Annotated in this window: 24 protein-coding genes; 15 read left to right on the top strand and 9 right to left on the bottom strand. The window is 71.9% G+C overall.

The features are described from left to right. Positions 1-8: 8 nt before the first annotated feature. A complete protein-coding gene (gene cydC, locus E4T13_RS02150) occupies positions 9-1,664 on the bottom strand; it encodes a thiol reductant ABC exporter subunit CydC (protein WP_137176591.1) in 1,656 nt (551 codons plus the stop codon). Next, positions 1,661-3,340, bottom strand: coding sequence for a thiol reductant ABC exporter subunit CydD (gene cydD / locus E4T13_RS02145; protein ID WP_137176590.1), 1,680 nt, complete (start codon positions 3,338-3,340; stop codon positions 1,661-1,663). Before cydD ends, cydC begins: the two co-directional genes overlap by 4 nt. 136 nt (positions 3,341-3,476) lie before the next feature. Between cydD and E4T13_RS02140 the strand changes: the two genes are divergently transcribed. From E4T13_RS02140 to E4T13_RS02125, 4 genes are read left to right on the top strand one after another with little or no spacing between them, the layout of a single operon-like run. Further along, the gene (locus E4T13_RS02140) at positions 3,477-4,403 is read left to right on the top strand and encodes a polysaccharide deacetylase family protein (protein WP_137176589.1); all 927 of its coding nucleotides are present in this window, start codon (positions 3,477-3,479) and stop codon (positions 4,401-4,403) included. Further along, positions 4,400-4,948 carry a lipocalin family protein gene (locus E4T13_RS02135; RefSeq protein WP_137176588.1) on the top strand — a complete coding sequence of 183 codons (549 nt, stop codon included), beginning with the start codon at positions 4,400-4,402 and terminating at the stop codon, positions 4,946-4,948. Before E4T13_RS02140 ends, E4T13_RS02135 begins: the two co-directional genes overlap by 4 nt. Then, a complete protein-coding gene (locus tag E4T13_RS02130; RefSeq protein WP_137176587.1) occupies positions 4,945-6,063 on the top strand; it encodes a site-2 protease family protein in 1,119 nt (372 codons plus the stop codon). Before E4T13_RS02135 ends, E4T13_RS02130 begins: the two co-directional genes overlap by 4 nt. Beyond that, positions 6,060-6,752, top strand: a complete 693-nt coding sequence (locus E4T13_RS02125; RefSeq protein ID WP_137176586.1) for a hypothetical protein — start codon at positions 6,060-6,062, stop codon at positions 6,750-6,752. The genes E4T13_RS02130 and E4T13_RS02125 overlap by 4 nt, the downstream gene beginning before the upstream one ends. 7 nt (positions 6,753-6,759) lie before the next feature. Here E4T13_RS02125 and E4T13_RS02120 read toward each other — a convergent pair whose 3' ends face one another. The 5 genes from E4T13_RS02120 to E4T13_RS02100 all read right to left on the bottom strand — a co-directional run bounded on the left by E4T13_RS02120 (position 6,760) and on the right by E4T13_RS02100 (position 12,279). Then, the gene (locus E4T13_RS02120; protein WP_137176585.1) at positions 6,760-7,725 is read right to left on the bottom strand and encodes a tripartite tricarboxylate transporter substrate binding protein; all 966 of its coding nucleotides are present in this window, start codon (positions 7,723-7,725) and stop codon (positions 6,760-6,762) included. A 68-nt stretch (positions 7,726-7,793) separates the two neighbouring features. Further along, entirely contained in the window at positions 7,794-9,278 is a 1,485-nt protein-coding gene (locus E4T13_RS02115; RefSeq protein WP_137176584.1) for an ATP-binding protein, read from the bottom strand. Between the two features lie 54 nt (positions 9,279-9,332). Continuing rightward, a complete protein-coding gene (locus E4T13_RS02110; RefSeq protein ID WP_240790953.1) occupies positions 9,333-10,163 on the bottom strand; it encodes a GNAT family N-acetyltransferase in 831 nt (276 codons plus the stop codon). Positions 10,164-10,168: 5 nt separating this feature from the next. Then, entirely contained in the window at positions 10,169-10,924 is a 756-nt protein-coding gene (locus tag E4T13_RS02105; RefSeq protein WP_170984751.1) for an SDR family NAD(P)-dependent oxidoreductase, read from the bottom strand. Beyond that, positions 10,921-12,279 (bottom strand): formimidoylglutamate deiminase, encoded by a 1,359-nt coding sequence (locus E4T13_RS02100; RefSeq protein WP_137176582.1) that lies wholly within the window; start codon positions 12,277-12,279, stop codon positions 10,921-10,923. The genes E4T13_RS02105 and E4T13_RS02100 overlap by 4 nt, the downstream gene beginning before the upstream one ends. Positions 12,280-12,512: 233 nt before the next feature. Here E4T13_RS02100 and E4T13_RS02095 point away from each other — a divergent pair, with 233 nt between their 5' ends. The 5 genes from E4T13_RS02095 to E4T13_RS02075 all read left to right on the top strand — a co-directional run bounded on the left by E4T13_RS02095 (position 12,513) and on the right by E4T13_RS02075 (position 18,617). Next, the gene (locus E4T13_RS02095; RefSeq protein ID WP_137176581.1) at positions 12,513-13,664 is read left to right on the top strand and encodes a PLP-dependent aspartate aminotransferase family protein; all 1,152 of its coding nucleotides are present in this window, start codon (positions 12,513-12,515) and stop codon (positions 13,662-13,664) included. A gap of 33 nt (positions 13,665-13,697) precedes the next feature. After that, positions 13,698-15,368, top strand: coding sequence for a urocanate hydratase (gene hutU / locus E4T13_RS02090; RefSeq protein ID WP_137176580.1), 1,671 nt, complete (start codon positions 13,698-13,700; stop codon positions 15,366-15,368). Positions 15,369-15,505: 137 nt separating this feature from the next. Then, positions 15,506-17,008, top strand: a complete 1,503-nt coding sequence (gene hutH / locus E4T13_RS02085) for a histidine ammonia-lyase (protein WP_137176579.1) — start codon at positions 15,506-15,508, stop codon at positions 17,006-17,008. Continuing rightward, positions 17,005-18,204 carry an imidazolonepropionase gene (hutI, locus tag E4T13_RS02080; RefSeq protein WP_137176578.1) on the top strand — a complete coding sequence of 400 codons (1,200 nt, stop codon included), beginning with the start codon at positions 17,005-17,007 and terminating at the stop codon, positions 18,202-18,204. Before hutH ends, hutI begins: the two co-directional genes overlap by 4 nt. Continuing rightward, positions 18,201-18,617: a PaaI family thioesterase gene (locus E4T13_RS02075; protein WP_137176577.1), complete on the top strand. Its 417-nt coding sequence runs from the start codon at positions 18,201-18,203 to the stop codon at positions 18,615-18,617. The genes hutI and E4T13_RS02075 overlap by 4 nt, the downstream gene beginning before the upstream one ends. A 9-nt stretch (positions 18,618-18,626) precedes the next feature. Here the strand turns inward: E4T13_RS02075 and E4T13_RS02070 are convergent, their stop codons facing one another. Next, the gene (locus tag E4T13_RS02070) at positions 18,627-19,091 is read right to left on the bottom strand and encodes a PilZ domain-containing protein (protein WP_137176576.1); all 465 of its coding nucleotides are present in this window, start codon (positions 19,089-19,091) and stop codon (positions 18,627-18,629) included. 427 nt (positions 19,092-19,518) lie between these two features. Here E4T13_RS02070 and E4T13_RS02065 point away from each other — a divergent pair, with 427 nt between their 5' ends. Further along, a complete protein-coding gene (locus tag E4T13_RS02065) occupies positions 19,519-19,740 on the top strand; it encodes a hypothetical protein (RefSeq protein WP_137176575.1) in 222 nt (73 codons plus the stop codon). A 67-nt stretch (positions 19,741-19,807) separates the two neighbouring features. Here E4T13_RS02065 and E4T13_RS02060 read toward each other — a convergent pair whose 3' ends face one another. Next, on the bottom strand, positions 19,808-20,365 hold the full coding sequence (locus E4T13_RS02060; RefSeq protein WP_240790952.1) for a cysteine dioxygenase family protein: 558 nt from the start codon (positions 20,363-20,365) through the stop codon (positions 19,808-19,810). 172 nt (positions 20,366-20,537) lie between these two features. Between E4T13_RS02060 and E4T13_RS02055 the strand changes: the two genes are divergently transcribed. From E4T13_RS02055 to E4T13_RS02035, 5 genes are all read left to right on the top strand, one after another. Then, the gene (locus tag E4T13_RS02055) at positions 20,538-21,494 is read left to right on the top strand and encodes a tripartite tricarboxylate transporter substrate binding protein (protein WP_170984750.1); all 957 of its coding nucleotides are present in this window, start codon (positions 20,538-20,540) and stop codon (positions 21,492-21,494) included. After that, entirely contained in the window at positions 21,491-22,198 is a 708-nt protein-coding gene (locus E4T13_RS02050; protein ID WP_137176573.1) for a carboxymuconolactone decarboxylase family protein, read from the top strand. Before E4T13_RS02055 ends, E4T13_RS02050 begins: the two co-directional genes overlap by 4 nt. A 191-nt stretch (positions 22,199-22,389) precedes the next feature. Then, a complete protein-coding gene (gene dctP, locus E4T13_RS02045; RefSeq protein ID WP_137176572.1) occupies positions 22,390-23,433 on the top strand; it encodes a TRAP transporter substrate-binding protein DctP in 1,044 nt (347 codons plus the stop codon). Positions 23,434-23,519: 86 nt separating this feature from the next. Continuing rightward, entirely contained in the window at positions 23,520-24,035 is a 516-nt protein-coding gene (locus E4T13_RS02040; RefSeq protein ID WP_137176571.1) for a TRAP transporter small permease, read from the top strand. Positions 24,036-24,039: 4 nt separating this feature from the next. Then, a complete protein-coding gene (locus tag E4T13_RS02035) occupies positions 24,040-25,335 on the top strand; it encodes a TRAP transporter large permease (RefSeq protein WP_137176570.1) in 1,296 nt (431 codons plus the stop codon). Positions 25,336-25,361: the final 26 nt, after the last annotated feature.

The following is a 25,361-nucleotide window of genomic DNA, read 5'->3' as shown; positions in this document are numbered from 1 at the left end:
CGGCAGCATCACCCCATCGCCGTCAGCGCGCGACCGCCAGCCAGGCGGAGGATCTTCGTCGGCCGCTCGACGCCGATCAGGCGGTGCACGATCAGGATCACCGACCGGCCTTCCGTCGCCTCGTCCAGCGTCTCGAGGAAGGCGCGCTCGGTGTCGGGGTCCAGCCCGGCGGCAGGTTCGTCGAGGATCAGCACCGGCGCTTCCGACAGCAGCGCACGGGCCAGCGCCAGCCGGCGCGCCTGACCGCCGGAGAAGCGCGTGCCGGCCTCGCCGCAGCGGGTCTCCAGCCCTTGCGGCAGGCTGCGCACGAGGTCACCGACGCCAGCCGAATCCAGCGCGCGCCACAGCGCTGCCGTATCGGCTTCCGGCCGGGCGAGACGGAGATTGGCAGCGATGCTGTCGTCGAACAGGCGTGCATCCTGGGTCAGGCAGGTGATGCGGCTGCGCACCTGCTCGCCGGTCAGCGTCGCGATGTCCACGCCGTCCAGCAGGATCCGGCCGGTGCGCGGTGCCGCGAACTTCAGCAGCAGCGCCGCCAGGCTGGACTTCCCGGCGCCGGACGGGCCGAGCAGCGCCAGCCGCGCGCCTTCCGGCACATCGAGCGCCAGACCATCGAAGACGGCGGGGCGGTCGGTGTCCCAGGTGAAATGCACATCCTCGATCCGGATCGCGTAGCCCGCGGGCAGCGCGGCGGGCTGGGGCGGGTCGATGACCGGCGGGGTGGCGTCCGCGGCTTCGAACAGGCGGCGGCCGCTGGCGGCGGCGGCGGCGAGCGCGGCGCCGGCCCGCGGCATCAGGCCCAGCGACTCGGCCGCGGCGATGGCCAGGAACAGCCCGAGCACGGCGCCGGCGACGCCCTCCGTGCCCATGGCGAGGCCCCAGGCCAGGGCGCCGAGCATCGCCGCCTGGGTCAGCACGGTCCCTGCCGCGCCGCCCGCCGCGCCGCGCCGGGCGAGCAGGCGCTGCGCGGCGGAGAGCGTTGCGCCTTCCTCGGCCACGCGGGCGCCGGCGACGCGCTCGGCGCCGGCGGCCAGCGTATCCTCGATGCCGGTCAGCGGGTCCACCACGGCGGCCCGCAGGCTCCCCTGGGCCTGCGCCACCTGCCGCCCGGCTTCGGCCGCGCCGGGTGCGAGCAGCGGCGGAAGCAGCAGCGCGAATGCCAGCGGAGCGGCGACGAGGATGGCGAGCGGCGGCGCGACCACGCCGAGCAGCAGCATGATCGCGAGCACAACCACGCCGGCCGCGACCGCGGGAACGATGGCGCCGAGATAGAGCCGGTCCAGCGCGTCGATATCCGAGACCAGCCGCCCCAGCAGGTCGCCGGTGCGGCGGAAGCCGACGCCGGCCGGCAGGCGCTCGGCCAGGCGGCGGAAGAACCAGACGCGCGTGTCGGCGAGCGCGCGAAAGGCGGCGGCGTGACTGACGAGGCGATCGAGATAGCGCAGCACGGGACGCATCAGGGCGATGGGCCAGATCCAGGCCATCGCCGCGGCGGCGCCTGCGAAGATCGCGGCGCCGGTGACGGCATGCGCGATGCCGCGCCCCGCAACGGCCAGCAGCGCGACCCCGACCAGCCCGGCCAGCGCCGCGACCAGCAGGCCCGCCACCAACCAGGGGGCGCGGCTGCGCCAGAGGCCGAGGACGCGGAGCAGATCCCGGTTCATTCGCCGGCCATCCGCGCGCCCACCGCGCGCCCGTGCTCCATTGCGAGCACGCGGCCCAGCATGCGCTGCGCGGCGCGGGAATGGGTGGCGACGATCGCCGTCCGGCCGGAACAGAGACGGCGCAGGCTTTCCAGCACGTCGCCTTCGGTCCCGGGGTCGAGATGCGCGGTCGGCTCGTCCAGCAGCACCAGCGGCGCATCGCGCAGGAAGGCGCGTGCCACGGCCACGCGCTGCGCCTGGCCACCGGACAGGCCGAAGCCGCCCTCTCCCACCAGCGTATCCAGTCCCTTCGACAGCCCGCGCGCGAAGGTCATCACCTGCGCGGCCTCGGCGGCGGACTCCACCTCCGCATCGGTGGCCTCGGGCCGGGCCAGGCGGATGTTCTCGCGCAGCGTCCCCCGGAACAGATGCGCGCGTTGTCCCACATAGGCCGAGAGACGGCGCAGCTCGGCCGGCTTCAGCGTGGTGGCATCCTGGCCGTTCAGCGCGATCCGGCCGGAATCGGGGCGACGGAAGCCCATGAGCAGCCGCAGCACCGAGGATTTCCCCGCGCCGGAGGTGCCGGAGAGCACCAGCGTCTCCCCTGGCATCACCCTGAAGGTAAGGCCATCCAGCGCCGGGGGCCGCGTGGGGTCGTAGGTCAGCCGCACATCCTGGAAGGTGACGACCAGCTTGCGCGGCATCTCCTCCAGGATCAGGCCCGGCGCCCCGGCGGGCGGGGCGAGCAGCGGCGCAAGCTCGGCCGCCGCGCCGCGTGCCGCCAGCTTCTCGTGATAGGCCATGGAGAAGGCACGCAGCGGCGTGAAGAAGGCGGGGACCAGCAGCAGGCAGAAGATCCCTGCGACCGGATCGGGATGCCCGGCGCCGAGTTGCGCCGCGTGCCGGATCGCGAGTGTCGCGATGGCGCCCGCCGCGAGCAGTTCCATGGCGCCGGAAGAGAGGAAGGCGACGCGCAGCACCTTCATGGTGCGTGCGCGCAACTCGGCGGCCGCTTGCCCCAGCGCCTGCGCCTCCGCCTCCTGCCGGCGGAACAGCACCAGCGTCGGCAGGCCGCGCATGCGGTCGAGGAAACGGCCGGAGAGACGGCCGAGCGACTCGAACTGGCGACGGCTCGCCTGGGCGGCGCCGATGCCGGTAACGGCCATGATCACCGGCACCAGCAGCCCCGCCACCAGGAGGATCACGCCGCTTGCGGGATCGGCCAGGAAGGCGGCCAGGATCACCAGCGCGGGACCGACCACCGCCAGCGCCGCGGCCGGCAGCCAGCGCGTGAGGAAGCCTTCGAGCGCCTCGATCCGGTCGACGACCAGCGCCGCACGCTCGCCAACCGGACGGAGGTCGGAGGGGCCGTCCTCCAGCAGCCTTGCGAAGGCGGTTGTGCGCAGCCGGGACTTCGCCGCTTCGCCCGCTGCGACCAGGGCGCGCTCCTGCGCCGCGCCGAGGCCGGCCGAGAGCGCGGTCAGCAGCGCCGCGAGGCCGAGTTCCGCCCAGCCGGCCTCGCCGAAGCCGAGCAGGCTGCCGACGAGCATCGCGAACAGCAGTGCCTGCGCGATCCCGGCCAGGACCTGCGCGACGCCGAGGGCGAGCGGCAGCAGCAGGCGCCCCCGCGCCTGCCTCGCCTCCCGGCGGAGCAGTTCATCCGCGGCGCGGTCTGCCTCGTTCCCAGATCGTGACATGGCCAAGCGGACCATAGGCCAGCGGTCGTGCGCGGTCATCCCACCCTGTAAGGGATGGCTGACAACCATGCCACCGCCCTTGCCGAGGCGCCGATCCGGCGCAAGCTGTCGCGGTGACACCGAGCGGGGACACGCGATGCTGCCGAGCCATGGACGCTACGACTACGCCGCCTGGCGGGGCCGCACGGCCTATGCCTGGCCGAACGGGGCGAAGCTCGCGGTCTATCTCGGCGTGAACCTCGAGCATTTCGCCTTCGGCGAGGGGCTGGGCGCGGAGCTTGCGCCGGGCGGGCCGCAGCCGGACGTGCTGAACTACGCCTGGCGGGACTACGGCAACCGCGTCGGCGCCTGGCGGCTGCTGGACATGCTGGACGAGCTCGCCCTGCCAGCCACCGTGCTGCTGAACAGCGCGATGTACGACTATGCGCCGTCCCTGGTCGCGGCGCATCGGGCGCGCGGCGACGAGATGGCCGGGCACGGCCGCACCAATTCCGAACGGCAATCCGTGCTGGACGAGGATGCGGAGCAGCGCCTGATCGCGGAGGCCACGGCCGCCATCACGCTGCATGAGGGTCGGGCGCCGCGCGGCTGGCTCTCGCCCTGGATCGCGGAGAGCCGCGCCACGCCCGACCTGCTGGCGGAAGCCGGCTACGCCTACACGATGAACTGGTGCGCCGACGACGCGCCGGTGTGGATGCGCACGCGGGGCGGCCCGCTGCTCGCCGTGCCCTACCCACAGGAGGTGAACGACATCCCCGCCATCGTCGCGCGCAAGGATTCGCCCGACTCCTTCGCCCGCATGATCGTGGACGACTTCGAGGAACGCCTGCGCCAGGTGCAGCAGGACGGGCTGCCGCAGGTCATGGGCATCGCGCTGCATCCGTACATCGTGGGCCAGCCGCATCGGCTGCGCGTGCTGCGTCGCGCGCTTTCGGTTGTGGCACAGGAACGCGGGCGCATCTGGATCACCACCGCCGGCGCCGTGTTCGACCATGTGCAGGCGCTGCCCGCCGGCACCGTGCCTGGCTGCCCGCGCGCATCCGCGCAGGAGCGTGCGGCATGAGGCGCGTTCTGCTCGTCGCGCTGGTTGCGCTGGCGGCCTGCGCGAGCCCTCCCCGGCAGCCGCCGGTGCAGACCGTCGCGCAGGTCGACATCGAGCGCTACATGGGGCGCTGGTACGAGATCGCGCGCTTCCCGAACAGTTTCCAGGATGGTCGCGGCCGACGCTGCATCGGCACCACCGCCGGCTACGCGCTGCGTCCGGATGGCCAGGTGACGGTGACCAACCGGTGCCTGGACGCGGCCGATGGCGACAAGCCGGTGATCGCCGAAGGCAGCGCCTATGCGGTGGAGGGAACGGGCAACGCGAAGCTGCGCGTCAGCTTCTTCTGGCCTTTCTACGGCGACTACTGGGTGATCGGGCTCGATCCCGCCTATCGCTGGGCGGTGGTGGGCGCGCCGGACCGCGACTACCTCTGGATCCTGTCGCGCACGCCGGAACTGCCGGCCGCCGAATACGCCGAGGCCGTCGGCATCGCGGCGGCGCAGGGCTTCGACGTCTCCCGCCTGCAACCCACGCCGCAGCCGCCGCGCCAGGCGGCCCCATGACCTGGTCCATCCCGCTCGGCCGCGTCTTCGGCACCGAGATCCGCCTGCACCTCACCTTCCTGCTGCTGCTCGCCTGGATCGGCTTCTCCGCCGCGGCGCAAGGCGGGCGGCAGGCGGCGATCGAGGGCGTGGTCTTCATCTGCCTGATCTTCGCCTGCGTGCTGCTGCACGAATTCGGCCACAGCCTGGCCGCGCGGCGCTACGGCATCGCGACACCCGACATCACGCTGCTGCCGATCGGCGGCGTGGCGCGGCTGGAGCGCATCCCCGAAAAGCCTTCGGAGGAACTGTTCGTCGCGCTCGCCGGGCCGGCGGTGAACGTGATCATCGCCCTGGTGCTGCTCGCGCTGCTCGGTGGCGTGCCGCCCTTCGAGGCCGCGACAGGCGTGGAGAACCCGGGCCATGCCATGCTGGCGCGGCTGTTCTGGGTGAACGTCACGCTTGTGGTCTTCAACCTGATCCCGGCCTTCCCGATGGATGGCGGGCGCGTGCTGCGGGCGCTGCTGGCCTATCGCCTCGATCATCGCCGCGCGACCGACATAGCGGCGACCATCGGGCAGGTGCTGGCCTTCGTCTTCGGCTTCCTCGGCCTCGTCAACGGCTTGCCGCTGCTGGTCTTCGTGGCGCTGTTCGTCTGGCTCGGCGCGGCGGCGGAAAGCCACGCCGTGCGCATGCGGGAGCTCTCGCGCGGCATGGTCGCGGCGGATGCGATGGTGACGCGCTTCGAGACGCTGCCGGTGACGGCGCGGCTGGAGGATGCGGTGGAGCTGCTGATCCGCAGCGCGCAGACGGACTTTCCCGTGGTGGATGGCGGCGGCAAGCTGCGCGGCATCCTGACCCGCTCCGACCTGATCCGCGCGCTGAAGGAAGCGGGACCGGAGAGCGCGGTGCTGGATGCCATGCAGCGCGAGGTGCCGGTGGTGCCGCAGCGGATGAAGCTGGAACACGCGCTGCTGACGATGCAGCAGGCTTCCGGCCCTGTCGGCGTGGTCGATGCGGGCGGGCGGCTCGTCGGGCTGCTGACGCAGGAGAATCTGGGCGAGATGCTGATGGTGCAGACCGCCCGCGGCGGCCGCCCACCGCCCTCCGCCAATCCCTGGATGCCGCCGCGATGAGCGCGGAGGACAACGCCGATCCGCTGGCGCTGCTCGCCGCGGCGCGGGCACGGCGCGGCTACCTGCTGCCGCATCACGGGCTGTTCGTGCTGCTCTCGCCGCGCTTCGCGAGCGCCTATGAGGACGCCTACGGGACGCTCGCGCTGCAGCCCGTCTCGCTGGCGGCGGAGGACAAGGAATTCGTCTGGGTGGTGATCGTCGCGGTGGTCGGCAGCGCCACCGCGCGCCACCATGTCCGCCGCTTCCGCGAAGCGGGCGGCGGCAGCGCGGGCGTCGAGGCGGCGCTGCGCATCGCCGCCTTCGCGATGGGCCGCGGCCGCTTCGATTTCGCCGGCGCCGCCTGGGCGAAGCAGTTGCCGGGCTGGGATGCCGCCGTCGCGGAGGATGCGGCGTGGGCCGCGCTGCTCGCGGGCGGTGGCGTGCCGGAGCGGCGCGCGCTGCTCGGCATCCTCGCGGCGGCGACGGCGCTGGACGATGCGCCGGGCGTCGCGCGCGCCTTGCGCGCCGGCTACGCGCTCGGCATCGCGGAGCGTGATCTGGCGGAGGCGATGTGCCTCACCGTGCAGCCCGCCGGGCTGCCGCGCCTGGTGCGGGCGGCGGGCATCTGGCGCGGCCTGATCCGCGAGGGGGCGTTGCCGGCCTCGGCAGGGTTCCGAGCCTGGGCGGAGGCGGAAGCGGAGGGCGATTAGGCCCGCCTCAGTTCAGGCTGATGCCGGTCTTCGCGCCGACCTCGCGCCAGGCGGCCACCTCGTCCGCGATCAGGGCCGCGAATTGCTGCGCGGTCGAGCCCACCACCTCAAACCCCGCCGCCTCGCTGCGGCTGCGGAACTGCGCGTTGCCCGCCGCCGCGATCGCCGCCGCTTCCATCTCCGCGCGCAGCGGCGCCGGTGTGGCGGAAGGCGCCAGCAGGCCGAACCAGGCGCTGGTGATGAAGCCGGCGATGCCGCTCTCCACCAGCGTCGGCGTATCCGGCGTGAGCGGCGTGCGCTCCGGCGCCGTCACGCCGATCAGTTGCGCGGTGCCGGCGCGCGCCTGGGCCAGCGCGACGGGCAGGCTCTCGAAGGCGAAATGCACGCGGCCATTGGCCAGGTCGGGATAGATCTGGCCGCTTCCGCGATAGGGCACATGCACCAGGTCGAGCCCGGCGGCGAGCTTCAGCCGCTCGCCCAGCAGATGCGTCGCCGAGCCGGTGCCGCCGGAGGCGAAGTTCAGCGCGCCTGGCTTGGCGCGTGCCTCGGCCAGCGCCGCGGCGATCCCGGCGGGAAGCTGCGGGCTGGCGAGCAGCCCGTGCCAGGCCCGCATCACCAGGCTGATCGGCGCCAGGTCCTTCAGCGGGTCATAGGCCAGGCCGCGCCGGAGCGCCGCCGCGATGGAGACGACCGCGGAAGAGCCCCAAAGCAGGAGCGTGCCATCGGGCGCCGCGCGCGCCACGGCCTCCGCCCCGATCGCGCCGCCGGCGCCGGCGCGGTTCTCCACCGCCACAGCCTGGCCGATCCGCGCGCCGAGCGCTTCGGCGAAGAGTCGCGCGCCCGCATCCACGCTGCCGCCCGGTGCGAAGGGCACGAGCAGCCGCACCTGCCGCGTGGACCAGGCCTGGGCACGAGCCGGATGCGGCGCAGCAAGGGCGGCGACGGCCAGCAGGGCGAGGCGACGGGTGGGCATGCAGCCATCCTTGCTCAAGCGGATGGGGCGAGCATGCGGCCGTCCCGGCCTTCGAGGAAGCCCTGGGGCTATGCCGCCTCCGCCGCGGGATCGCCCGGCGCCGTCTCGCGGCCCGAGCCGGTGAGCGCGACGATCCGGCGCGCGAGATTGTCCGTACGGCAGACGATGGCGCCCTGAGCCTCCAGCCAGTCCAGCAGGCGCCGCGCGCGGCCGGGCGAGCGGCTGCCATAGGCCCGCGCGATGGCGGCATCGGAGGGACAGGGCTCGGCGGCGAGCGCGGCGCGGGCGAGGAGCAGGTAGACCCCCTGCGTATCCTCCGGCAGGGCGGCGGCCTGCTCGGCGACCGCGGGCCAGTCGGCATCGTCCAGCGCCGCCTCCTCGACCCCGGCGCGGGCAAGCGCGAGCAGCCGACGGAAGGCCGGCAGGTCGGGTGCGGCGCCAAGCCGCGCGATCCGGCAGCGCACCAGGAAGTCCTGGTAGAGGATGGCGGGCTGGCGGTAAGCGGCCTCGGGCTCGGACAGCACGGCGCGCAGGACCTCGCCGAGTTTCCTTGAGCGCGCTTCTTCCTCCTCGACCGTCAGCGTCGGTTCGGCACGGTCATGCACCGGCGCGGGGCGGGCGGCGGCAAGCTGGGCGGCGATATCCGGCGGCGGCGCGGCGGGGCGGCGCGGCGGTGGGGTGAGGCGCGGCTCCGGCGCGGCGGCGGCCTTCAGGATCTGCTCACGCGCCGCTTCCGAGGCTTCCTGCGGCGGCGGCACCAGCTTCGGGCCCTGCCCGCGCGACGCCGTCTCGACCTCGCCGATCCGAACCGGTAGCGGGCGGCGGGTGATGGCGGGGCCGAGCGCCACGAAATGCCCGCGCGCGAGGTCGCGGAACATCTCCGCCTGTCGCCGCTCCATACCCAGCAGGTCCGCGGCGCGGGCCATGTCGATGTCGAGGAAGGTGCGGCCCATCAGGAAGTTCGACGCCTCGGCCGCGACGTTCTTCGCCAGCTTCGCCAGGCGCTGCGTGGCGACGACGCCGGCGAGGCCGCGCTTGCGGCCGCGGCACATCAGGTCGGTCATGGCGGCGAGCGCGGTGCGGCGCGCCTCGTCGGAGACATCGCCGCCCATCGCGGGGGCGAAGAGCTGCGCCTCGTCCACCACCACCAGCATGGGAGACCAGATGTCGCGCTCCACGGTGAAGAGGCCGTCGAGGAAGGCGGCGGCATGGCGAAGCTGCTGGTCCTGCTCCAGATTCTCGAGGTTCAGCACGACGGAGACACGATGGCGGCGCACGCCGTCCGCGGCGCGTCTCAGCCCGGCCAGGCCGGACTCGGCCGCGTCGATCACCAGATGGCCGAAGCGGTCGCCGAGGGTGACGAAATCGCCCTCGGGGTCGATCACCGCCTGCTGCACCCAAGGCGCGGATTGTTCCAGCAGCCGGCGCAGCAGATGCGACTTGCCCGAGCCGGAATTGCCCTGCACCAGCAGGCGCGTGGCGAGCAGTTCCTCGAGGTCGAGCGTTGCCGGCGCGCCGGCATTGGTCGTCCCGATCTCGATGCGGACCGTCATCACCCCTCCATCCTGCCCGCCCCAGGTAGCGGGGGCGGGCGGAGGGGGAAAGTGTCAGCCGAGCTCGAAGGTCGTGATGCCGAAAAGACGGTCCATTGCGACGGGTGGGGCGGCGCCGGTGTACATCCGCGCCGTCTCGAAGACGGGCTTGAGGCCGAGTCGCGTTGCCAGCGCCACCGCCGCCGCATGCGGCTCCGGCACGTCCCAAAAAATCTCGCCGGGGCCGGTGCGTTCCAGCAGGGCGGCGAGCAGCGCCTCGGCGGCGGCCTCGTCGGGCGCGACCAGGGGGCCGATCTTGTGGCCGCTGCGGGCGGGCCGGATCACGCCGAAGCCGGTGGCGGCGCCATCCCGCACGAGGGCGAGCGCGATGTGGCCCGGCGCGCCGAGCCAGGCGCGCAGGAAATCCGGCCGCTCCGCCGGGAAGACCTGGCGGTCCAGCGATTCGAGGGCGGCGAAGGGCAGCGAGACGGCCGGGACGATGTGTACGCGGGGCGCCGGCAGCACCGGCGCCTCGCCGCCGAAGCGGATGTTGTTCCAGGCCAGCTGGAAGCCCGATTTCCTGTAGTTCGGCTGCTGCGCGACCACGCCGTCGAGGCCGATCAGCCGGCCGGAAAGCTGCCGCATCGCGGCGCGCCAGATGGCGATGCCATGCCCCTGCCCGCGCGCCTCCGGCCGCGCGATGTAGAAGCCGATGAAGCCGAAATCCGGATCGTAGCGCGTCGCCGAGATCACCGAGACCAGCGCATCGCCCTGAAAGGCACCAAGGAACAGGCCCGGGTCCTGCGCCAGGAAGCAGTCGAGATCCACGAGGCCCGGATTCCAGCCCTCGGCCGCGGCCCAGTCCACGGCCTGCTCGGCCTCTGTCGGTGTCAGGGTGCGGATCACGGCGTTCAATGCATCACGTCCCCGCCATTGGGGGAGAGCGTCGCGCCGACGAAGAAGTCGCCGCCCGGGGAGCTTGCCAGCAGCAGCGCGGCGGCGGCGATCTCCTCCGGCTGGCCGACGCGGCCGATGGGCAGCGCGGCGCCGGTCTGCGCGGACCATGCGGGGCCGAGCTGTGCGGTCAGGTCGGTCTCCACCGGGCCGGGCGCCACGGCGTTCACCAGGATGCCCTTCGGCGCGCCCTCTCGCGCGAGGGCGCGGGTCATGCCGACCAGCGCGGCCTTGGCCATGCAATAGGGGACGATGTTGGGCGCGCCCTTGAAGGCGAGCTGCGAGGCGGTGGTGATGATCCGGCCCCTGCCCCGCGCGACCATGCCCGGCCAGACGGCCTGCGCGGCGAAGAAGCTGGCCCGCACATGCACCGACATCACCCGGTCGAATTGTTCCTCGGTGATCGTCTCGAAGGGGCCGCGCAGGTTGAGGCCAGCGTTGTTGACCAGGATGTCGCAGGGGCCGAGCGTGGCCTCGGCGCCCGTGATGAAGGCGCGCAGCGCGGGCAGTTCCGCCACGTCCACATCGGCGTGGAAAGAGCGGCGGCCGAGCGCCTCGACCTTGGCCGCGACCTCCGCCGCGCCCTCGGCGTCGTGCAGGTGGCAGAAGGCGATGTCGGCGCCTTCCCTGGCGTAGAGCAGCGCGATGGCGCGGCCGATGCCGCGGCTGCCGCCGGTGATGATGGCGACCTGCCCGTCCAACTGTCCCGTCACGCCATCAGCCTCCGCATCGCCGCGCCGAAAGCATCGCGGATCGCCATCGCGTTCACGTGCCGCCCCGCTTCCACCACCGGCCGGCCGCCGCACACCACCGTCCGCACCGGGTTGCCCTGGCCGCTGAACACCCAGGCATCGAGCAGCGCATCGCCTGCGCGCCCGAACAACAGCGGATGCGTGTCGTCGAGCTCGACCAGGTCCGCGCGCATGCCCGGCGCGATGGCGCCGAGCGCGCGGCCCGAGACCTGCGCGCCGCCGGCCAGCGCGGCATCCAACAGGGTGCGGCCGGGATGCGGGTTCTGGTCGCCCGTGGCGACCGCGCGCGCATGGTCGCGGAGGCGCTGCGTGGTCTCCAGCTGGCGCAGCTCGAAGGCCGGCGCGGTGCCGACATGGCTGTCCGTGCCGATGCCGAAGCGCCCGCCGGCAGAAAGAAACTCCGGGAGGCGGAAAATGCCGTCGCCGAGCGAGGCTTCGGTCGTCGGGCACAGCCCCGCCACCGCGCCGGAGCGCGCAAGATCCGTCACCTCGGCGTCGTCGAGATGCGTCGCGTGGATCAGGCACCAGCGGGCATCGAGCGGCATGTTGTCGAGCAGCCACCGCACCGGCCGCGCGCCGGTGGCGGCGAGGCATTCCTCCACCTCTTTCGGCTGTTCGGCGGCGTGGATGTGGATCGGGCCGGCATCGCCCGCCAGCGCGCGCAGCATCGCCGGCGTCACCGCGCGCAGCGAATGCGGCGCCAGGCCGACGGCGCATTGCGGATCGCCGGCGCAGGCAGCGCGGGTTGCCTCGACGATGCGCAGGAAGCGGTCGAGGTCGTTCAGGAAGCGCCGCTGCCCCTCATGCGGCGGCTTCCCGAAGATGCCGCCATGGCGATACAGCGAGGGCAGGATGGTGATGCCGATGCCCGCCTGCCGCGCCGCTTCCAGGTGACGCTTCGCCATCTCCGCCACATCCGCATAGGGCGTGCCGTCGGGCTGGTGGTGCAGGTAGTGGAACTCGGCGACGCTGCAGAAACCGTGTTCCAGCAGCTCGGCATAGAGTTGCGCGGCGACGGCCTCGGCATCCTCGGGCAAGAAGCGGCCGACGAAGCGATACATCGTCTCCCGCCAGGTCCAGAAGCTGTCCTGCCCGGCGGGGCTGCGCCGCTCCGCGCCGCCGGCCATGGCGCGCTGGAAGGCGTGGGAGTGCAGGTCCGGCACGCCGGGGATCACATGCCCCGAGAGGCGCCGCGCGGCGGCGGGCGCGGCGCCGGGCGTCACGGCGGCGATGCCGCCATCCGGCGCCACCTCGACCAGCACGTCGCGCGCCCATCCGCCGGGCAGAAGCGCCGCGGCCGCGTGGTATGCTGTCATGACCTTACCCGATCCATGTGCAAGGCTTGGCCGATCCGGCCGCGCGGTGCAACCGCCAGGCCTGGCTCGGCAGGGCCCGTCCCTCTTCATGCAACGCAAGGCGCCTGGCGCGGACGCGTCTCCCGCATCGTCCGCGGTCAGGTCCAGAACGGCCGGCGGCCCAGGGGCATCGTGACCGCCCTCGCGCGAGACGGCCGGGCGTGCCACATCGGGGCGGCGAGGCAGGAGCAGGCATGAGCACCAAGAGCTGGACGGCGCGCACCCTGGCGGCGCAGGCGATGGGCAAGGTGGACGAGGCGACGCGCGCCGTCGTGCCGCCGATCCACGTGACCACCACCTTCCTGCGCGACCCCGACAACCAGTACCGCAGCGGCAACATCTACGGCCGCGCCGACAACGAGACGGTGCGGGAGGCCGAGGCGGTGATCGCCATGCTGGAAGGCGCGCCGGCGGCAATGCTGCTGGGCTCCGGCATGTCCGCCGCGACGGCGGTCTTCCTGGCGTTGTCGCCCGGCGATCACGTCGTCGCGCCCAACGTGATGTACTGGGCGATGCGCAACTGGCTGATGACGGATGCCGCGCGCTGGGGCATCGCGCTCACGCTGGTGGACATGACCGACCTGGATGCGCTGCGCGCCGCGGTGCAGCCGGGACGGACGAAGCTGGTCTGGATCGAGACGCCGGCCAATCCGCTGTGGTCCATCACCGACATCGCCGGCGCGGCGCGGATCGCGCATGAGGCCGGCGCGAGGCTGGCCGTCGATTCCACCTGCGCCACGCCGCTGCTGACGCGGCCGACCGAGCATGGCGCCGACATCGTCATGCACTCTGCGACCAAGTATCTGAACGGCCATTCCGATGTGGTGGCCGGCGCGCTGGCGACGGCGCGCACCGACGAATTCTGGGACCGCATCCGGCGCAACCGCTCCATGCTCGGCCAGATCCTCGGGCCGCTGGAGGCTTTTCTCCTGTTGCGGGGCATGCGGACCCTTCCGGTGCGCGTGCCGGCCGCCTGCGCCGCGGCGCAGGAACTCGCCGAGCGCTTCGTGGCGCATCCAGGCGTCGCACAGGTGCTGTATCCCGGCCTGCCCGGCCATCCCGGCCACGATGTTGCGAAGCGGCAGATGCAGGGCGGCTTCGGCGGGATGCTCAGCATCCGGGTCCGCGGCGGGGCGCAGCACGCCATCGGCACCGCGGCGCGCGTGGAGTTGTGGAAGCGCGCCACTTCGCTCGGCGGGGTGGAGAGCCTGATCGAGCATCGCGCCTCGATCGAGGGCGCCGGTTCCCCCTGCCCCGACGACCTGCTGCGGCTGTCCACCGGCATCGAGGACCCCGCGGACCTGTTCGCCGATCTCGACCGCGCGCTGCGCGCGGCGAATGCGTGACGCCGGCCCGCGACACGCTGTAGCCTGCGCCGCATGACCGACCCCGCTCGCTTCCGCAACGCCCCCGCGATCCGCGCGCCGCGCGGCCTCGATCTCTCCTGCCGCCAATGGACCACCGAGGCGGCGATGCGCATGCTGATGAACAACCTGGACGACGAGGTCGCCGAGAAGCCCGGCGAGCTCGTGGTCTATGGCGGCATCGGCCGCGCCGCGCGCGACTGGAACAGCTACGAGACGATCCTGTCGGTGCTCAAGCGGCTGGACGAGGAGCACACGCTGCTGGTGCAGTCCGGCAAGCCGGTCGGCGTGTTCCGCACGCATGCCGATGCACCGCGGGTGCTGATCGCGAACTCCAACCTGGTGCCGCGCTGGGCGAGCTGGGAGCATTTCTCCGAGCTCGATCGCAAGGGGCTGATGATGTACGGCCAGATGACGGCCGGTTCCTGGATCTACATCGGCAGCCAGGGCATCGTGCAGGGCACCTACGAGACCTTCGTGGAGGCCGGGCGGCAGCATTTCGGCGGCGACCTGCGCGGACGCTGGATCCTGACCGGCGGCCTCGGCGGCATGGGCGGCGCGCAGCCGCTGGCGGGCGTCTTCGCCGGCGCCTGCGTGCTGGCGGTGGAATGCCAGCCCTCCCGCATCGAGAAGCGGCTGGAGACGAAGTATCTGGATCACCGCGCGGATGATCTCGACACCGCGCTCTCGATGATCCGCAAGGCCTGCGACGAGAAGCGCGCGATCAGCGTCGGCCTGCTGGGCAACGCCGCCGACATCTTCCCCGAGCTTGTGAGGCGCGGCGTGGTGCCCGACATCGTCACCGACCAGACCAGCGCGCATGACCCGGTGAACGGCTACCTGCCCGCCGGCTGGACGCTGTCGGAGTGGGAGACGAAGCGGGAGAGCGACCCTGCAGCCGTCGCGGCCGCCGCGAAGCACAGCATGGTCGCGCATGTGCAGGCGATGCTCGATTTCCAGAAGATGGGCAGCGCCGTGCTCGACTACGGCAACAACATCCGCCAGATGGCGAAGGACGAGGGCCTGGCGAACGCCTTCGACTTCCCGGGCTTCGTGCCGGCCTATATCCGCCCGCTCTTCTGCCGCGGCATCGGCCCCTTCCGCTGGGCCGCGCTCTCCGGCGATCCCGAGGACATCCGCAAGACCGATGACAAGGTCCGGGAGCTGATCCCCGACGACAAGCACCTGCACCAGTGGCTCGACATGGCGCGCGCGCGCATCGCCTTCCAGGGATTGCCGGCGCGCATCTGCTGGGTCGGGCTCGGGCTGCGCGACAAGCTGGGCTTGGCGTTCAACGAGATGGTCGCGCGCGGCGAGATCGGGCCGATCGTCATCGGGCGCGACCACCTGGATTCCGGCAGCGTGGCGAGCCCGAATCGCGAGACGGAGGCGATGCTGGACGGCTCCGACGCCGTCTCCGACTGGCCGCTGCTGAACGCGCTGCTGAACACGGCCTCCGGCGCGACCTGGGTTTCGCTGCATCACGGCGGCGGCGTCGGCATGGGGTTCAGCCAGCATTCGGGCATGGTGATCGTCTGCGACGGAACGCCGGAAGCGGCGCGACGACTGGCGCGCGTGCTGTGGAACGATCCCGCGACGGGCGTGATGCGCCACGCGGATGCGGGCTACGACATCGCGAAGGACTGCGCGCGGCAATACGGGCTCGACATGCCGATGCTGCGCTGAGTGGATGTGTTGAACTCCCACCCCAGCCCTCCCCCGCGTTGCGGGAGAGGGAGTGCGAGCTGCGCGGCCTGCTCCCTCGCCCGCGCAGCGGGGGAGGGTCGGGGTGGGGGTAATCACCGTTGGGAAACCCACAGACAATGATCACTCCCGGCGCCGCCACGCTACAGGACCTTCGCGCCATCATGCGCGGCGGCCCGCTTGCGCTCGAGGCATCGTGGCGCGGCGTGGTGCAGGGCAGCGCGGACGGGCTCGCGCGCCGGCTTGCGACGGGGGCCGCGCTCTACGGCGTGAACACGGGCTTCGGCAAGCTGGCCTCCACGCGCATCCCGCCGGATCGCCTCGCGCATCTGCAGCTCAACCTGCTGCGCAGCCACGCCGCGGGCACCGGCGCCTTCCTGCCCGCGCCGGTCGTGCGCCTGATCCTGGCACTGAAGGCGATGTCCTTGGCGCGCGGCGCCTCCGGCGTGCAGCCGCATGTGGTCGATGCGCTGCTTGGTCTGCTGGCGAAGGGCGTGCTGCCCGCCATCCCGTCGAAGGGTTCCGTCGGCGCCTCCGGCGATCTCGCGCCGCTCGCGCATCTGTCCCTGGTGCTGATCGGGGAGGGCGAGGCCTTCCTCGGCGACCGCCGCGTTTCCGGCGCGGAGGCGCTGATCGCAGCCGGCCTGGCGCCGCTGGACCTTGCGCCGAAGGAAGGGCTCGCGCTGCTCAACGGCACGCAGGTCAGCACGGCCATCGCCCTGGCAGGGCTGTTCGCCGCGGAGGACCTGCTGAAGACGGCACTCGTCGCCGGGGCGATGAGCGTGGATGCCGCGCGCGGCTCCGACACGCCCTTCGATCCGCGCATCCATGACCTGCGCGGCCAGCCCGGCCAGATCGAATGCGCCGCCGCACTGCGCGCGCTGCTCGCGGGCAGCGCCATCCGCGACAGCCATCGCGAGGATGATCCGCGCGTGCAGGATCCCTATTCACTGCGGTGCCAGCCGCAGGTCGCCGGCGCATGCCTCGACCTGCTGCGCAACGCCGCGGCGACGCTGCTGCGCGAGGCGAACGCCGTCACCGACAACCCGCTGGTGGTCGGCGAAGGCGAAGTGCTGTCGGGCGGCAACTTCCACGCGGAGCCCGTTGCCTTCGCCGCCGACACCATCGCGCTGGCGCTTGCCGAGCTCGGCGCGATCAGCGAAAGGCGGCTCGCCTTGCTGACCGATCCCGCGCTGAATTCCGGCCTGCCGGCCTTCCTCGTCGCGGATTCCGGGATCAATTCCGGCTTCATGATCGCCCAGGTCACGGCGGCCGCGCTGGTGGCGGAGAACCGCGCGCTCGCCACGCCGCGCAGCGTGGACAGCCTGCCGACCAGCGCCAACCAGGAAGATCATGTCAGCATGGCGACCGGCGCCGCGCTGCGCCTGATGACCATGGCGGAGAACCTCGCGGTGATCCTGGGCATCGAGCTTCTGGCCGCGGCGCAGGGCGTGGATTTCCACCGCCCGCTGCAAAGCTCGCCGCCACTGGAGCAGGCGCATGCGGCGCTACGCGCCGTCGCCGCGCGCTGGGACGAGGACCGCACCATGGCGCCGGATATCGAGGCCGCGAAGCGCCTGGTGGAACAGGGGCGCTTCGCCGCGCTGGTGAGCCTGGCATGAGCGATTTCGACCGCATCTGGACAGACGCGCATCTCTGCACGATGCAGGGCGATGGCCTCGGCGTGATCGAGGATGGCGCCGTCGCCGCCAAGGACGGGCGCATCGCCTGGGTCGGAAGGCGCGCCGACCTGCCAGGGACGGCCGCGCAGACCACGCGCTGCGACGGCGCCTGGATCCTGCCGGGGCTGGTGGATTGCCACACCCACCTGGTCTTCGCCGGCGACCGCGCGCGCGAATTCGAGATGCGGCTGGAAGGCGCGAGCTACGAGGCGATCGCCAAGGCCGGTGGCGGCATCCTCTCCACCGTGCGCGCGACGCGGGAGGCGAGCGAGGATGCACTCGTCGCCGCCGCCCTGCCCCGGCTGGACGCGCTGCTGGCCGAAGGCGTGACCACGGTGGAGGTGAAGTCCGGCTACGGCCTGGACCTGGAGACGGAGGCTCGGATGCTGCGCGCGGCGCGGCAGGTGGGCGCGGCGCGGGATGTCTCGCTCGTCACATCCTGCCTCGCCGCCCACGCCATCCCGCCCGAATACGCCGGCCGTCGCGCCGAGTACGCGCGCCACGTCGCGCAGCACATCATTCCCGCCATCGCCGCCGAGGGCCTGGCGGACGCCGTGGACGCCTTCACCGACAGCGCCATCGGCTTCACACCGGAGGAGACCGCCTGGGTCTTCGACGCGGCGCAGCGCGCCAGTCTGCCTGTGAAGCTGCATGCAGACCAGCTGCGCGACGATGCGGGCGCGGCGCTGGCGGCGCGCCACGGCGCGCTGTCGGCCGACCACATCGAATACGCCAGCGCGGACGGCATCGCCGCCATGGCGAGGGCCGGCACGGTCGGCGTGCTGCTGCCCGGCGCCTATTATTTCATCCGGGAGACGCACCTGCCGGATATCGCCGCGATGCGCGCTTCCGGCCTGCGCATCGCGCTGGCCACCGATCTCAATCCCGGCTCCTCGCCGGCGCTTTCGCTGCTGCTGATGCTGAACCTCGGCTGCACGCTGTTCCGGCTGACGGTCGCCGAGGCTCTGCGCGGCGTGACCGTCAACGCCGCGGCCGCGCTGGGCCTGGCCGACCGCGGCACGCTGGCGCCCGGCCAGCGCTGCGACCTGGCGCTCTACGCCATCTCCCGCCCCGCCGAACTCTGCTACTGGATAGGCCGCAATCCCTGCCTCGGCCGGGTGGTCGCCGGCGCATGAGCCTGACGGTTTCGGAGATGCAGGCGCTGGTGCGGGAGGGCGTGCCGCTCGCCGGCGCCTGGGGCGTGGAGGTGATCGCCTTCGCCGATGGCGAGGCCACGCTGCGCCTGCCGCATCGCGAGGACCTGCTGCGCCCCGGCGGCACCGTCTCGGGCCCCGCGCTGATGGGACTGGCCGATGTGGCGATGTGGGTGGCGCTGCTGTCGCTGACCGGCGGCAAGGACGAGAGCCTGACGTCCAACCTGGCCATCACCTTCCTGCGCCCGCCGGCACCGCGGGCGGTGATCGCGGAGGCGCGGGTGATCCGGAAAGGGCGCACGCTGTCCTATGGCGAGGTCCTGCTGCGGTCGGAGGGCGAGGCCGCCCCCTGCGCCCATGTCACCACCAGCTGGGCGGCAGCGCGCCGCGGCTGAGCGGGCTCGTCAGGAACGCCCGAGCGCGAAGGCGCGGAGCGCGCCGGCCAGCCGCATGCGGGCGACTTCCGCAGCCTCGGCGGCCTCCCGCAGTGCCTCGTCATCGAAGAAGCGGGTGTCGCGCAGCTTGCGCAGCGCCACGTCGACATGGCCGTCGGCGAGCACGGCGTGGATGGCCCAGGCCCGGGTGGCGGCATCCGAGAGCGCGCCGCGATCCTCGGCCGCGAACTCCAGCCCGGCCTCGGTGCCGCGGCTCCAGCAGCGACGGGCGGCGATGGCGAGTTCGCCCTGCAGGCGCAGAACCACATTGTCAGGGAGACGCACGGGCATCGGCGTCTCGATCCGTACGCCATGTTCCGAACTGTCGAGGATGCAGCAATCGAAGAGCGTCTGCCCCGCGGCGATCTGGGCGCGCTTGAGCATGCCCTGCCGCTTTGCCCTGCGCCGCTCGGCCGTTCCGACGGAACTGTCCATCTTGCCCTTCCCGCACAGCTGGGCGACCACTCTTAACTAGAAGTTGCATCACATTCGCGGACAATGCAAGGCGATCCGCACAAAATTGCACGAGTGTTTGGATTTTGAGGCGCTTTGCCATTCGGACTTGGCTGCTGAAATCCTAGGCAGGCTTGACATGCGGCAGACGTACAGTCCCGCCCTCCATCGTAGCAGGGCACAACCTTATCCCGACCGAACCCATTGAATCCCTGACCTAGGTACGAATTTGTGAAAATCTCGACTCGGATATGGATACAATCGACTCTGGCGCTTGAAATGTCCGCCCGACTGCTGGAAGGTGCCGCGAGGACGCGAGATTGCCTCCAATCGCCCGGTGCATCCGGCGATTGGATACAACCGAAGGGTCCGACCGGGTTGTGTGGCAGGCACGGGGGTCAAGCGCGTCATGGACGGGAGCATTCCCGCGTCATCGTCACAAGTCCGCCTCACCGAGCGGGAGGCTGACCTGGCGCGCCGCATCGCCGACGAGCGCTTGCGGCCGGCTCCGGACGATGTGCTGCTGCGCCGGCTGATGCGGGAGCGGATGCTGGCCCGGGAGAGGCTTGCCGCGCTTGCCGGCGCGGCGATGCCACGATGGGCGCGGCAAGGCCAGTCACCGACCGACTGAATACCAGGCCGGCCCCGGTCCGGCAGTTCGCGGCCCTGGCGATCTCACCGCCGAGCGGGCCGGATGCTCAGGCGGCGTAGACCTCGTTCACGCTGTCCCCGAAGCGATCATAGCCCACGCCGTAGCAATGCACCGAGATGGCGGTGCCGCAGCCGAGATTGGCGAGGCGGTGGATCAGGCTTGGGTCTGCGGCGCCGTGATTGGCGGCGCCCGGCGCCAGCAGCCTTGTCGCGCTCAGCACGGGCGGCTCGCCGGGCGTGTAGTAGCTCTCGGTCAGGACGCCCTGGTGGACGCCGAAGGCGCACCAGGTGCGGTGCGCATGCACCGGCGACATCTGGCCGGGGCGCCACACCAGGGCGACCACCGCGTAGCCGCCTTCCGGATCGCTATGCAGCAGGTGGCGCACGTAGCGATCGGGGCAGCAGGGGCAGTCCTTGCCGTCCAGCAGTTCGGGGCGCGTGACGAAGGCGCCGATCGCCGCCGCCACCGCGCCGTCCCGCTCCGCCAGCGGCCGGCGCGCCGCCAGGGCGATCTCGGCGAGCATCGTCTCGAGCGCGGTGCGGGGGCGGATGTAGGTCATCGGGGCGAAGCCATTTCTCTGCGCCGGCAGTATGCCGAAGGACATTGCAGCGATCAATGCCGGAATGGCAAAGCTTGCTCCTGTTCTGTGGATGAGCGGTTGGTTCATCCCTTTCTGCCTGGCAACAGGGCAAGCGTTTCCCCGCGGCCGCGGCGGGCTGGACCCGCCGGCCCCGCTTGGGCAGGCTGGCGGCCAACCCCGGGGAGGAGTTCATCCCATGCGCCGTCGCGGCCTGCTGACCGCCTTCGCCCTTGCGCCGCTGGCGCGCCCGGCCTTCGCCCAGGCCTGGCCATCGCGGCCCATCACCATCGTGGTGCCCTTCCCGCCCGGCGGCACCGCCGATCTGCTCGGCCGCCTCGCGGGGCGGGAGATCGAGCAGCGGGTCGGCCAGTCCGTGGTGGTGGAGAACCGTGCCGGCGCCGGCGGCGCGGTGGGATCGCTTGCCGTCGCCCGCGGCGCGCCGGATGGCTACACGCTGATCCTGTCCAACATCGCGAGCCAAGCCATCGGCCCGGCGGTGAACCCCAACATCACCTATGACAGCGTGAAGGACTTCCGGCATGTCGGGCTGATCGCCGCGGTGCCGAGCGCCATCGCGGTGTCTGCCACGGGTCCGTTCCGCACGCTGCAGGATCTGCTGGCACGGGCGAAGGCGCAGCCGGGCGCGGTGCGCTTCGGCTCCACCGGCGTCGGCACCTCCTCCCACGTCAAGCTGGAGCTGCTCAAGCGGGCGGCGGGCGTGGACATCACCCATGTTCCCTATCGCGGCAGCGCGCCGGCCGTCACCGATGTCATCGCCGGCAATGTCGAGGGGCTTATCGCTGCGGTGCCCGATATCGGCAACAACGACCGCCTGCGGCTGCTGGCCGTGACCACGCCCGAGCGCGCCACCCGCTGGCCGGACGTGCCGAGTGTCAAGGAACTCGGCTTCGACACCCTCGTGGCGTCCAACTGGTTCGGCCTCTCGGGGCCGGCGGGCATGCCGGCGGAGGCTGCGGCGAAGGTGAACGCCGCGCTGGTCGAGGGCCTGAACACGCCGGCGACGGTCGAGCGACTGGCGACGCTCGGTGCCGCCCCGAACCGCATGTCGCCGGCGGATTACGCAGCGATGGTGGCCAGCGAGGTGCCGCGCTGGCGGGAGGTGGTGCGCAGCGCGAATATCCAGGCGCAATGAGCGCCGAGACGGCCGCCGAGCTGGAGGTCCGCCTCGCCTCCGTCCGCGCCAAGCGTGGCTACCTGCTGCCGCATCACGGCCTGATGGCGCTGGCCTTCCCGAAGCTGCTGGAAGGCTATGACGCCGCCTACACCGCGCTGGCGCTCGACGACCGCGTGCTGTCGCACCACGACCGGGAGTTCGTCTGGCTCGGCGTGCTCTGCGCGACCGATGAGCGCGTGGCGACGCACCACATCCGGAAGTTCCGCGACGCCGGAGGGACGGATGCGGGCATCGGCGCGGCCTTCGCCGCCGCGGCGCTGGCGATCGGCGCCGAGGCCTTCGACTTCGCGGCCCGGGACTGGGCGCGGCAGCTTGAGCCTTTCGACCCGCGGGAGGCCTACCTCGCGGCGCTGCGGCGGATCGCGCCGGACGCGCCGATGCGGCTGGTGCATCTTGCCGGGCTCGCGGTGCAGGTGTGCCGCGCGCGCTGGCGGCCCTTCGCCTGGCACCTGGAAGCGGCCTATGCCGATGCCGTGCCCGAAGAGGAGATGGCAGAGGCGATCAGCCTGGCGATGTTCCCCGGCTCCGTGCCGTATTTCGTGGAGGCCTGCGCGGCCTGGCAGCGCCTCATCCTGGAAGGCGTCCTGCCCGCCAGCCCGCGCTTCCAGGCCTGGGCGAGGATGACCGGCCAGGGCGGGCACGACGAGGCCGCCTCGCGCTAGACCCGTTTCACCACGTCCATGCGCGATGAAGCGGGTCCAGCCTTTGTTTTTGTCGCGTTTTCCGATTCGCCGAGCGATTCCGCCCGGCTTGAAAACGCTCTGGCCGCGTCCCCCTTGCCCTGGCGCGGAGGGGCGGCAATGCTGCCGGCCATGCCGGCGCGCGCGCCGATCCGTTAGGGAGGACAAACGACATGACCATGCGCCTGACGCGCCGCACGGCGCTGCTTGCCGCCGCTGCCGCGCCGATCGCGATCCCGCAGCGGGTGCGCGCGCAGCAGCAGTACAAGCCGGAGTACAAGCTCTCCGTCGTCGGCAACAGGCCGATCCCGCTGTCCGAAGGCGCCTTCCAGTGGGCCGACATGGTGACCCAGCGCAGCGGCGGAAAGATCAACCTGAAGGTCTATCCGGGCAGCCAGCTGGTCGGCGGCGACCAGACGCGCGAGTTGGTGGCGATGCGCCAGGGCGTGATCGACTTCGCGGTGTTCTCCACCATCAACATCTCGCCGCAGATCCGCGAGATGAACCTGTTCTCGCTGCCCTGGCTGCTGAATGACAGCCGCGGCTTCGACGCCATCATCAACGGCCCGATCGGGCAGGAACTGTTCGCCACCGTCGCGCGGCGCGACGTCGTGCCGGCAGCCTGGGGCGAGAACGGCTTCCGCGAAATCTCGAACTCCCGCCGCCCGATCCGCACGCCGGAGGACATGCGCGGGCTGAAGATCCGCTTCGCGGCGGGCGCCATCTTCAGCGAGATCTTCACCGCCATGGGCGCAAACCCGGTACAGATGTCGTTTGCCGACCTGCAGCCGGCACTGTCCACCGGCGCGGTGGACGGCCAGGAGAACCCGATCAACCTGTTCCTCGCCTTCCGCATGGACACGCTGGCGCAGCGCCAGCTGACGATCTGGAACTACGTGGCGGATGCCGGCCTGTTCGTGGTGGCGAAGCAGGTGATGGACAGCTTCTCCCCGGCCGATCGCACGCTGATCATGGATTGCGCGAAGGATGCGGCGAAGGCGCAGATCGCGGCCAGCCGCAAGGGCATCGGCATCGGTGGCGACAACTCCTCGCTGGAGGAACTGGCCAGGCGCAACGTCACCGTCACCACGCTCGACAACGAGCAGAAGGCCGCGTTCGGCCGGGTGACGCGGCCGGTCTACGACAAATGGGCGCAGACGGTCGGCGCCGACCTGGTGCGCCGCGCAGAGGCCGCGGTGCGGTCCGCGCAGAGCTGATCCTTTCGTTCATCTCCCCGTTTGCCTGATGGCCCTCCCCCGCATTGGGGGGAGGGAGGCGTCCGCAGCGGCGAGGAAGCGCTCTCATGTCCGACCACGCCGACATCCAGGCCCCGGGCCTCAAGCTCGGGGAGGCGCCGCCGCGCATCCCCGTGACGATCGAGGGCGCGATCGGCGCGCTGATCATGGGCGCCTTGGCGCTGATCACCTTCGGCAACGTCCTCGTCCGCTATTTCACCAATGTCTCCTTCGCCTTCACCGAGGAATACTCGGTGGCGCTGATGGTGGTGATGACCTTCGTCGGCTCTGCCGCGGCGTTCGCCGCGGACAGGCATATCCGCATGACCTTCTTCACGGAGAAGCTGGCGCCGCGGAATGCGCGCCGGGTCGAGATCGTCGTGCTGCTCACCTGCCTGTTCGTGTTCGGCGCGATCGGCTGGCTCGGCGCGTGGTACACCTGGGATGAGTACCGCTTCGAGGTGATGACGCCCGGCCTCGGCGTGCCGTCCTGGTACTACACGGTCTGGATGCCGCTGCTGTCGGTGGTGATCTGCCTACGCATCCTCGGGCGGATGTGGCGCGTCGCGCGGGTCGGGATCTAGCGCCATGGCGCTCGAAGGCTCGCTGATCCTCCTCGGCGTCTTCTTCGTCCTGCTGTTCCTCGGCGTGCCGGTTGGGGTCTCGCTGGGCGTGGCGGGCTTCCTGGTGATCGCCATCGAGGGGCTCGGCGTGATGGCGCTGCCCACCAACATCTGGACCGGCATCGCCAAGTATCCGCTGCTGGCCTTGCCGATGTTCGTGCTGGCGGGGCTGGTGTTCGAACGGGCGGGCGTCGCGGCGCGGCTGGTGGATTTCGCCGCCGCGCTGGTCGGGCGTCGCACCGGGGCGCTTGCCATCGTCGCCGTGCTGGTCTGCATGGTGCTCGGCGGCATCAGCGGATCGGGCGCGGCGGATGCGGCCGCCGTCGCCGCGGTGATGCTGCCGGCGATGCTGCGCCAGGGCTATCCGCGCCCCTATGCGGCAAGCCTGATCGCGGCCGCCGGATCCACCGCCGTGCTGATCCCGCCGTCCATTCCCTTCATCGTCTATGCCGTGCTGGTCCCCGGCGTGTCGGTGCCGGCGCTGTTCGTCGGCGGGCTGATCCCCGGTGTGATGGCGGGACTCGCGCTGCTGATTCCCGCGGTGCTGCTCGCGCGCATCCACGGCTTCGGCCTGGCCGAGGCGGCCGACGACCGGCCGCCGCTGTGGCAGAGCTTCCGCCAGGCGATCTGGGGCCTTGCGGCGCCCGTGGTCATCCTGGGCGGGCTGCGCTCCGGCGCCTTCACGCCGACCGAGGCCGCGGTGGTCGCGGTGTTCTACGGCCTGTTCGTCGGCGTCTTCGTCTATCGCGTGCTGGGCTGGCGCGACATCTACGCCGTGCTGCGCGACAGCGCGGAGATCAGCGCCGTGGTGCTGATCATCGTCGCGCTGGCCAGCATCTTCGCCCATGCCGGCGCCACCGTCGGTGCCTTCGATGCCCTGGCGCAGTTCCTGGTCGGCGTCACCGGGAACGAGGTGGTGATGCTGCTGATGATCACCGTGCTCGTGCTGGTGGCGGGCATGCTGATCGACGCCATTTCAATCTTCCTGGTGTTCCTGCCGGTGCTGCTGCCGATCGCGCGGCAATTCGGCTGGGACCTGACCTGGTTCGGGATCATCCTGACCATGAATGTGGCGATCGGCGCCTTCACGCCACCGATGGCGGTGAACCTGATGGTCACCTGCAAGGTGGCAGGATGCTCGATCGAATCCACCGTTCCCTGGGTGATCTGGTTCGTGCTGGCGATGCTGGGCGCCCTGCTGCTGATCACCTTCGTGCCGGAACTGGCGCTGTTCCTGCCGCGGTTGCTGGGCGACCTGTAGCCGCTCAACCCCGTGGGCTCCGGCGC

The sequence above is a fragment of the Roseomonas sp. AR75 genome (genome assembly GCF_005222815.1).
GTDB lineage: Bacteria > Pseudomonadota > Alphaproteobacteria > Acetobacterales > Acetobacteraceae > Falsiroseomonas.
This window is presented reverse-complemented; position numbering and strand designations above follow the sequence as displayed.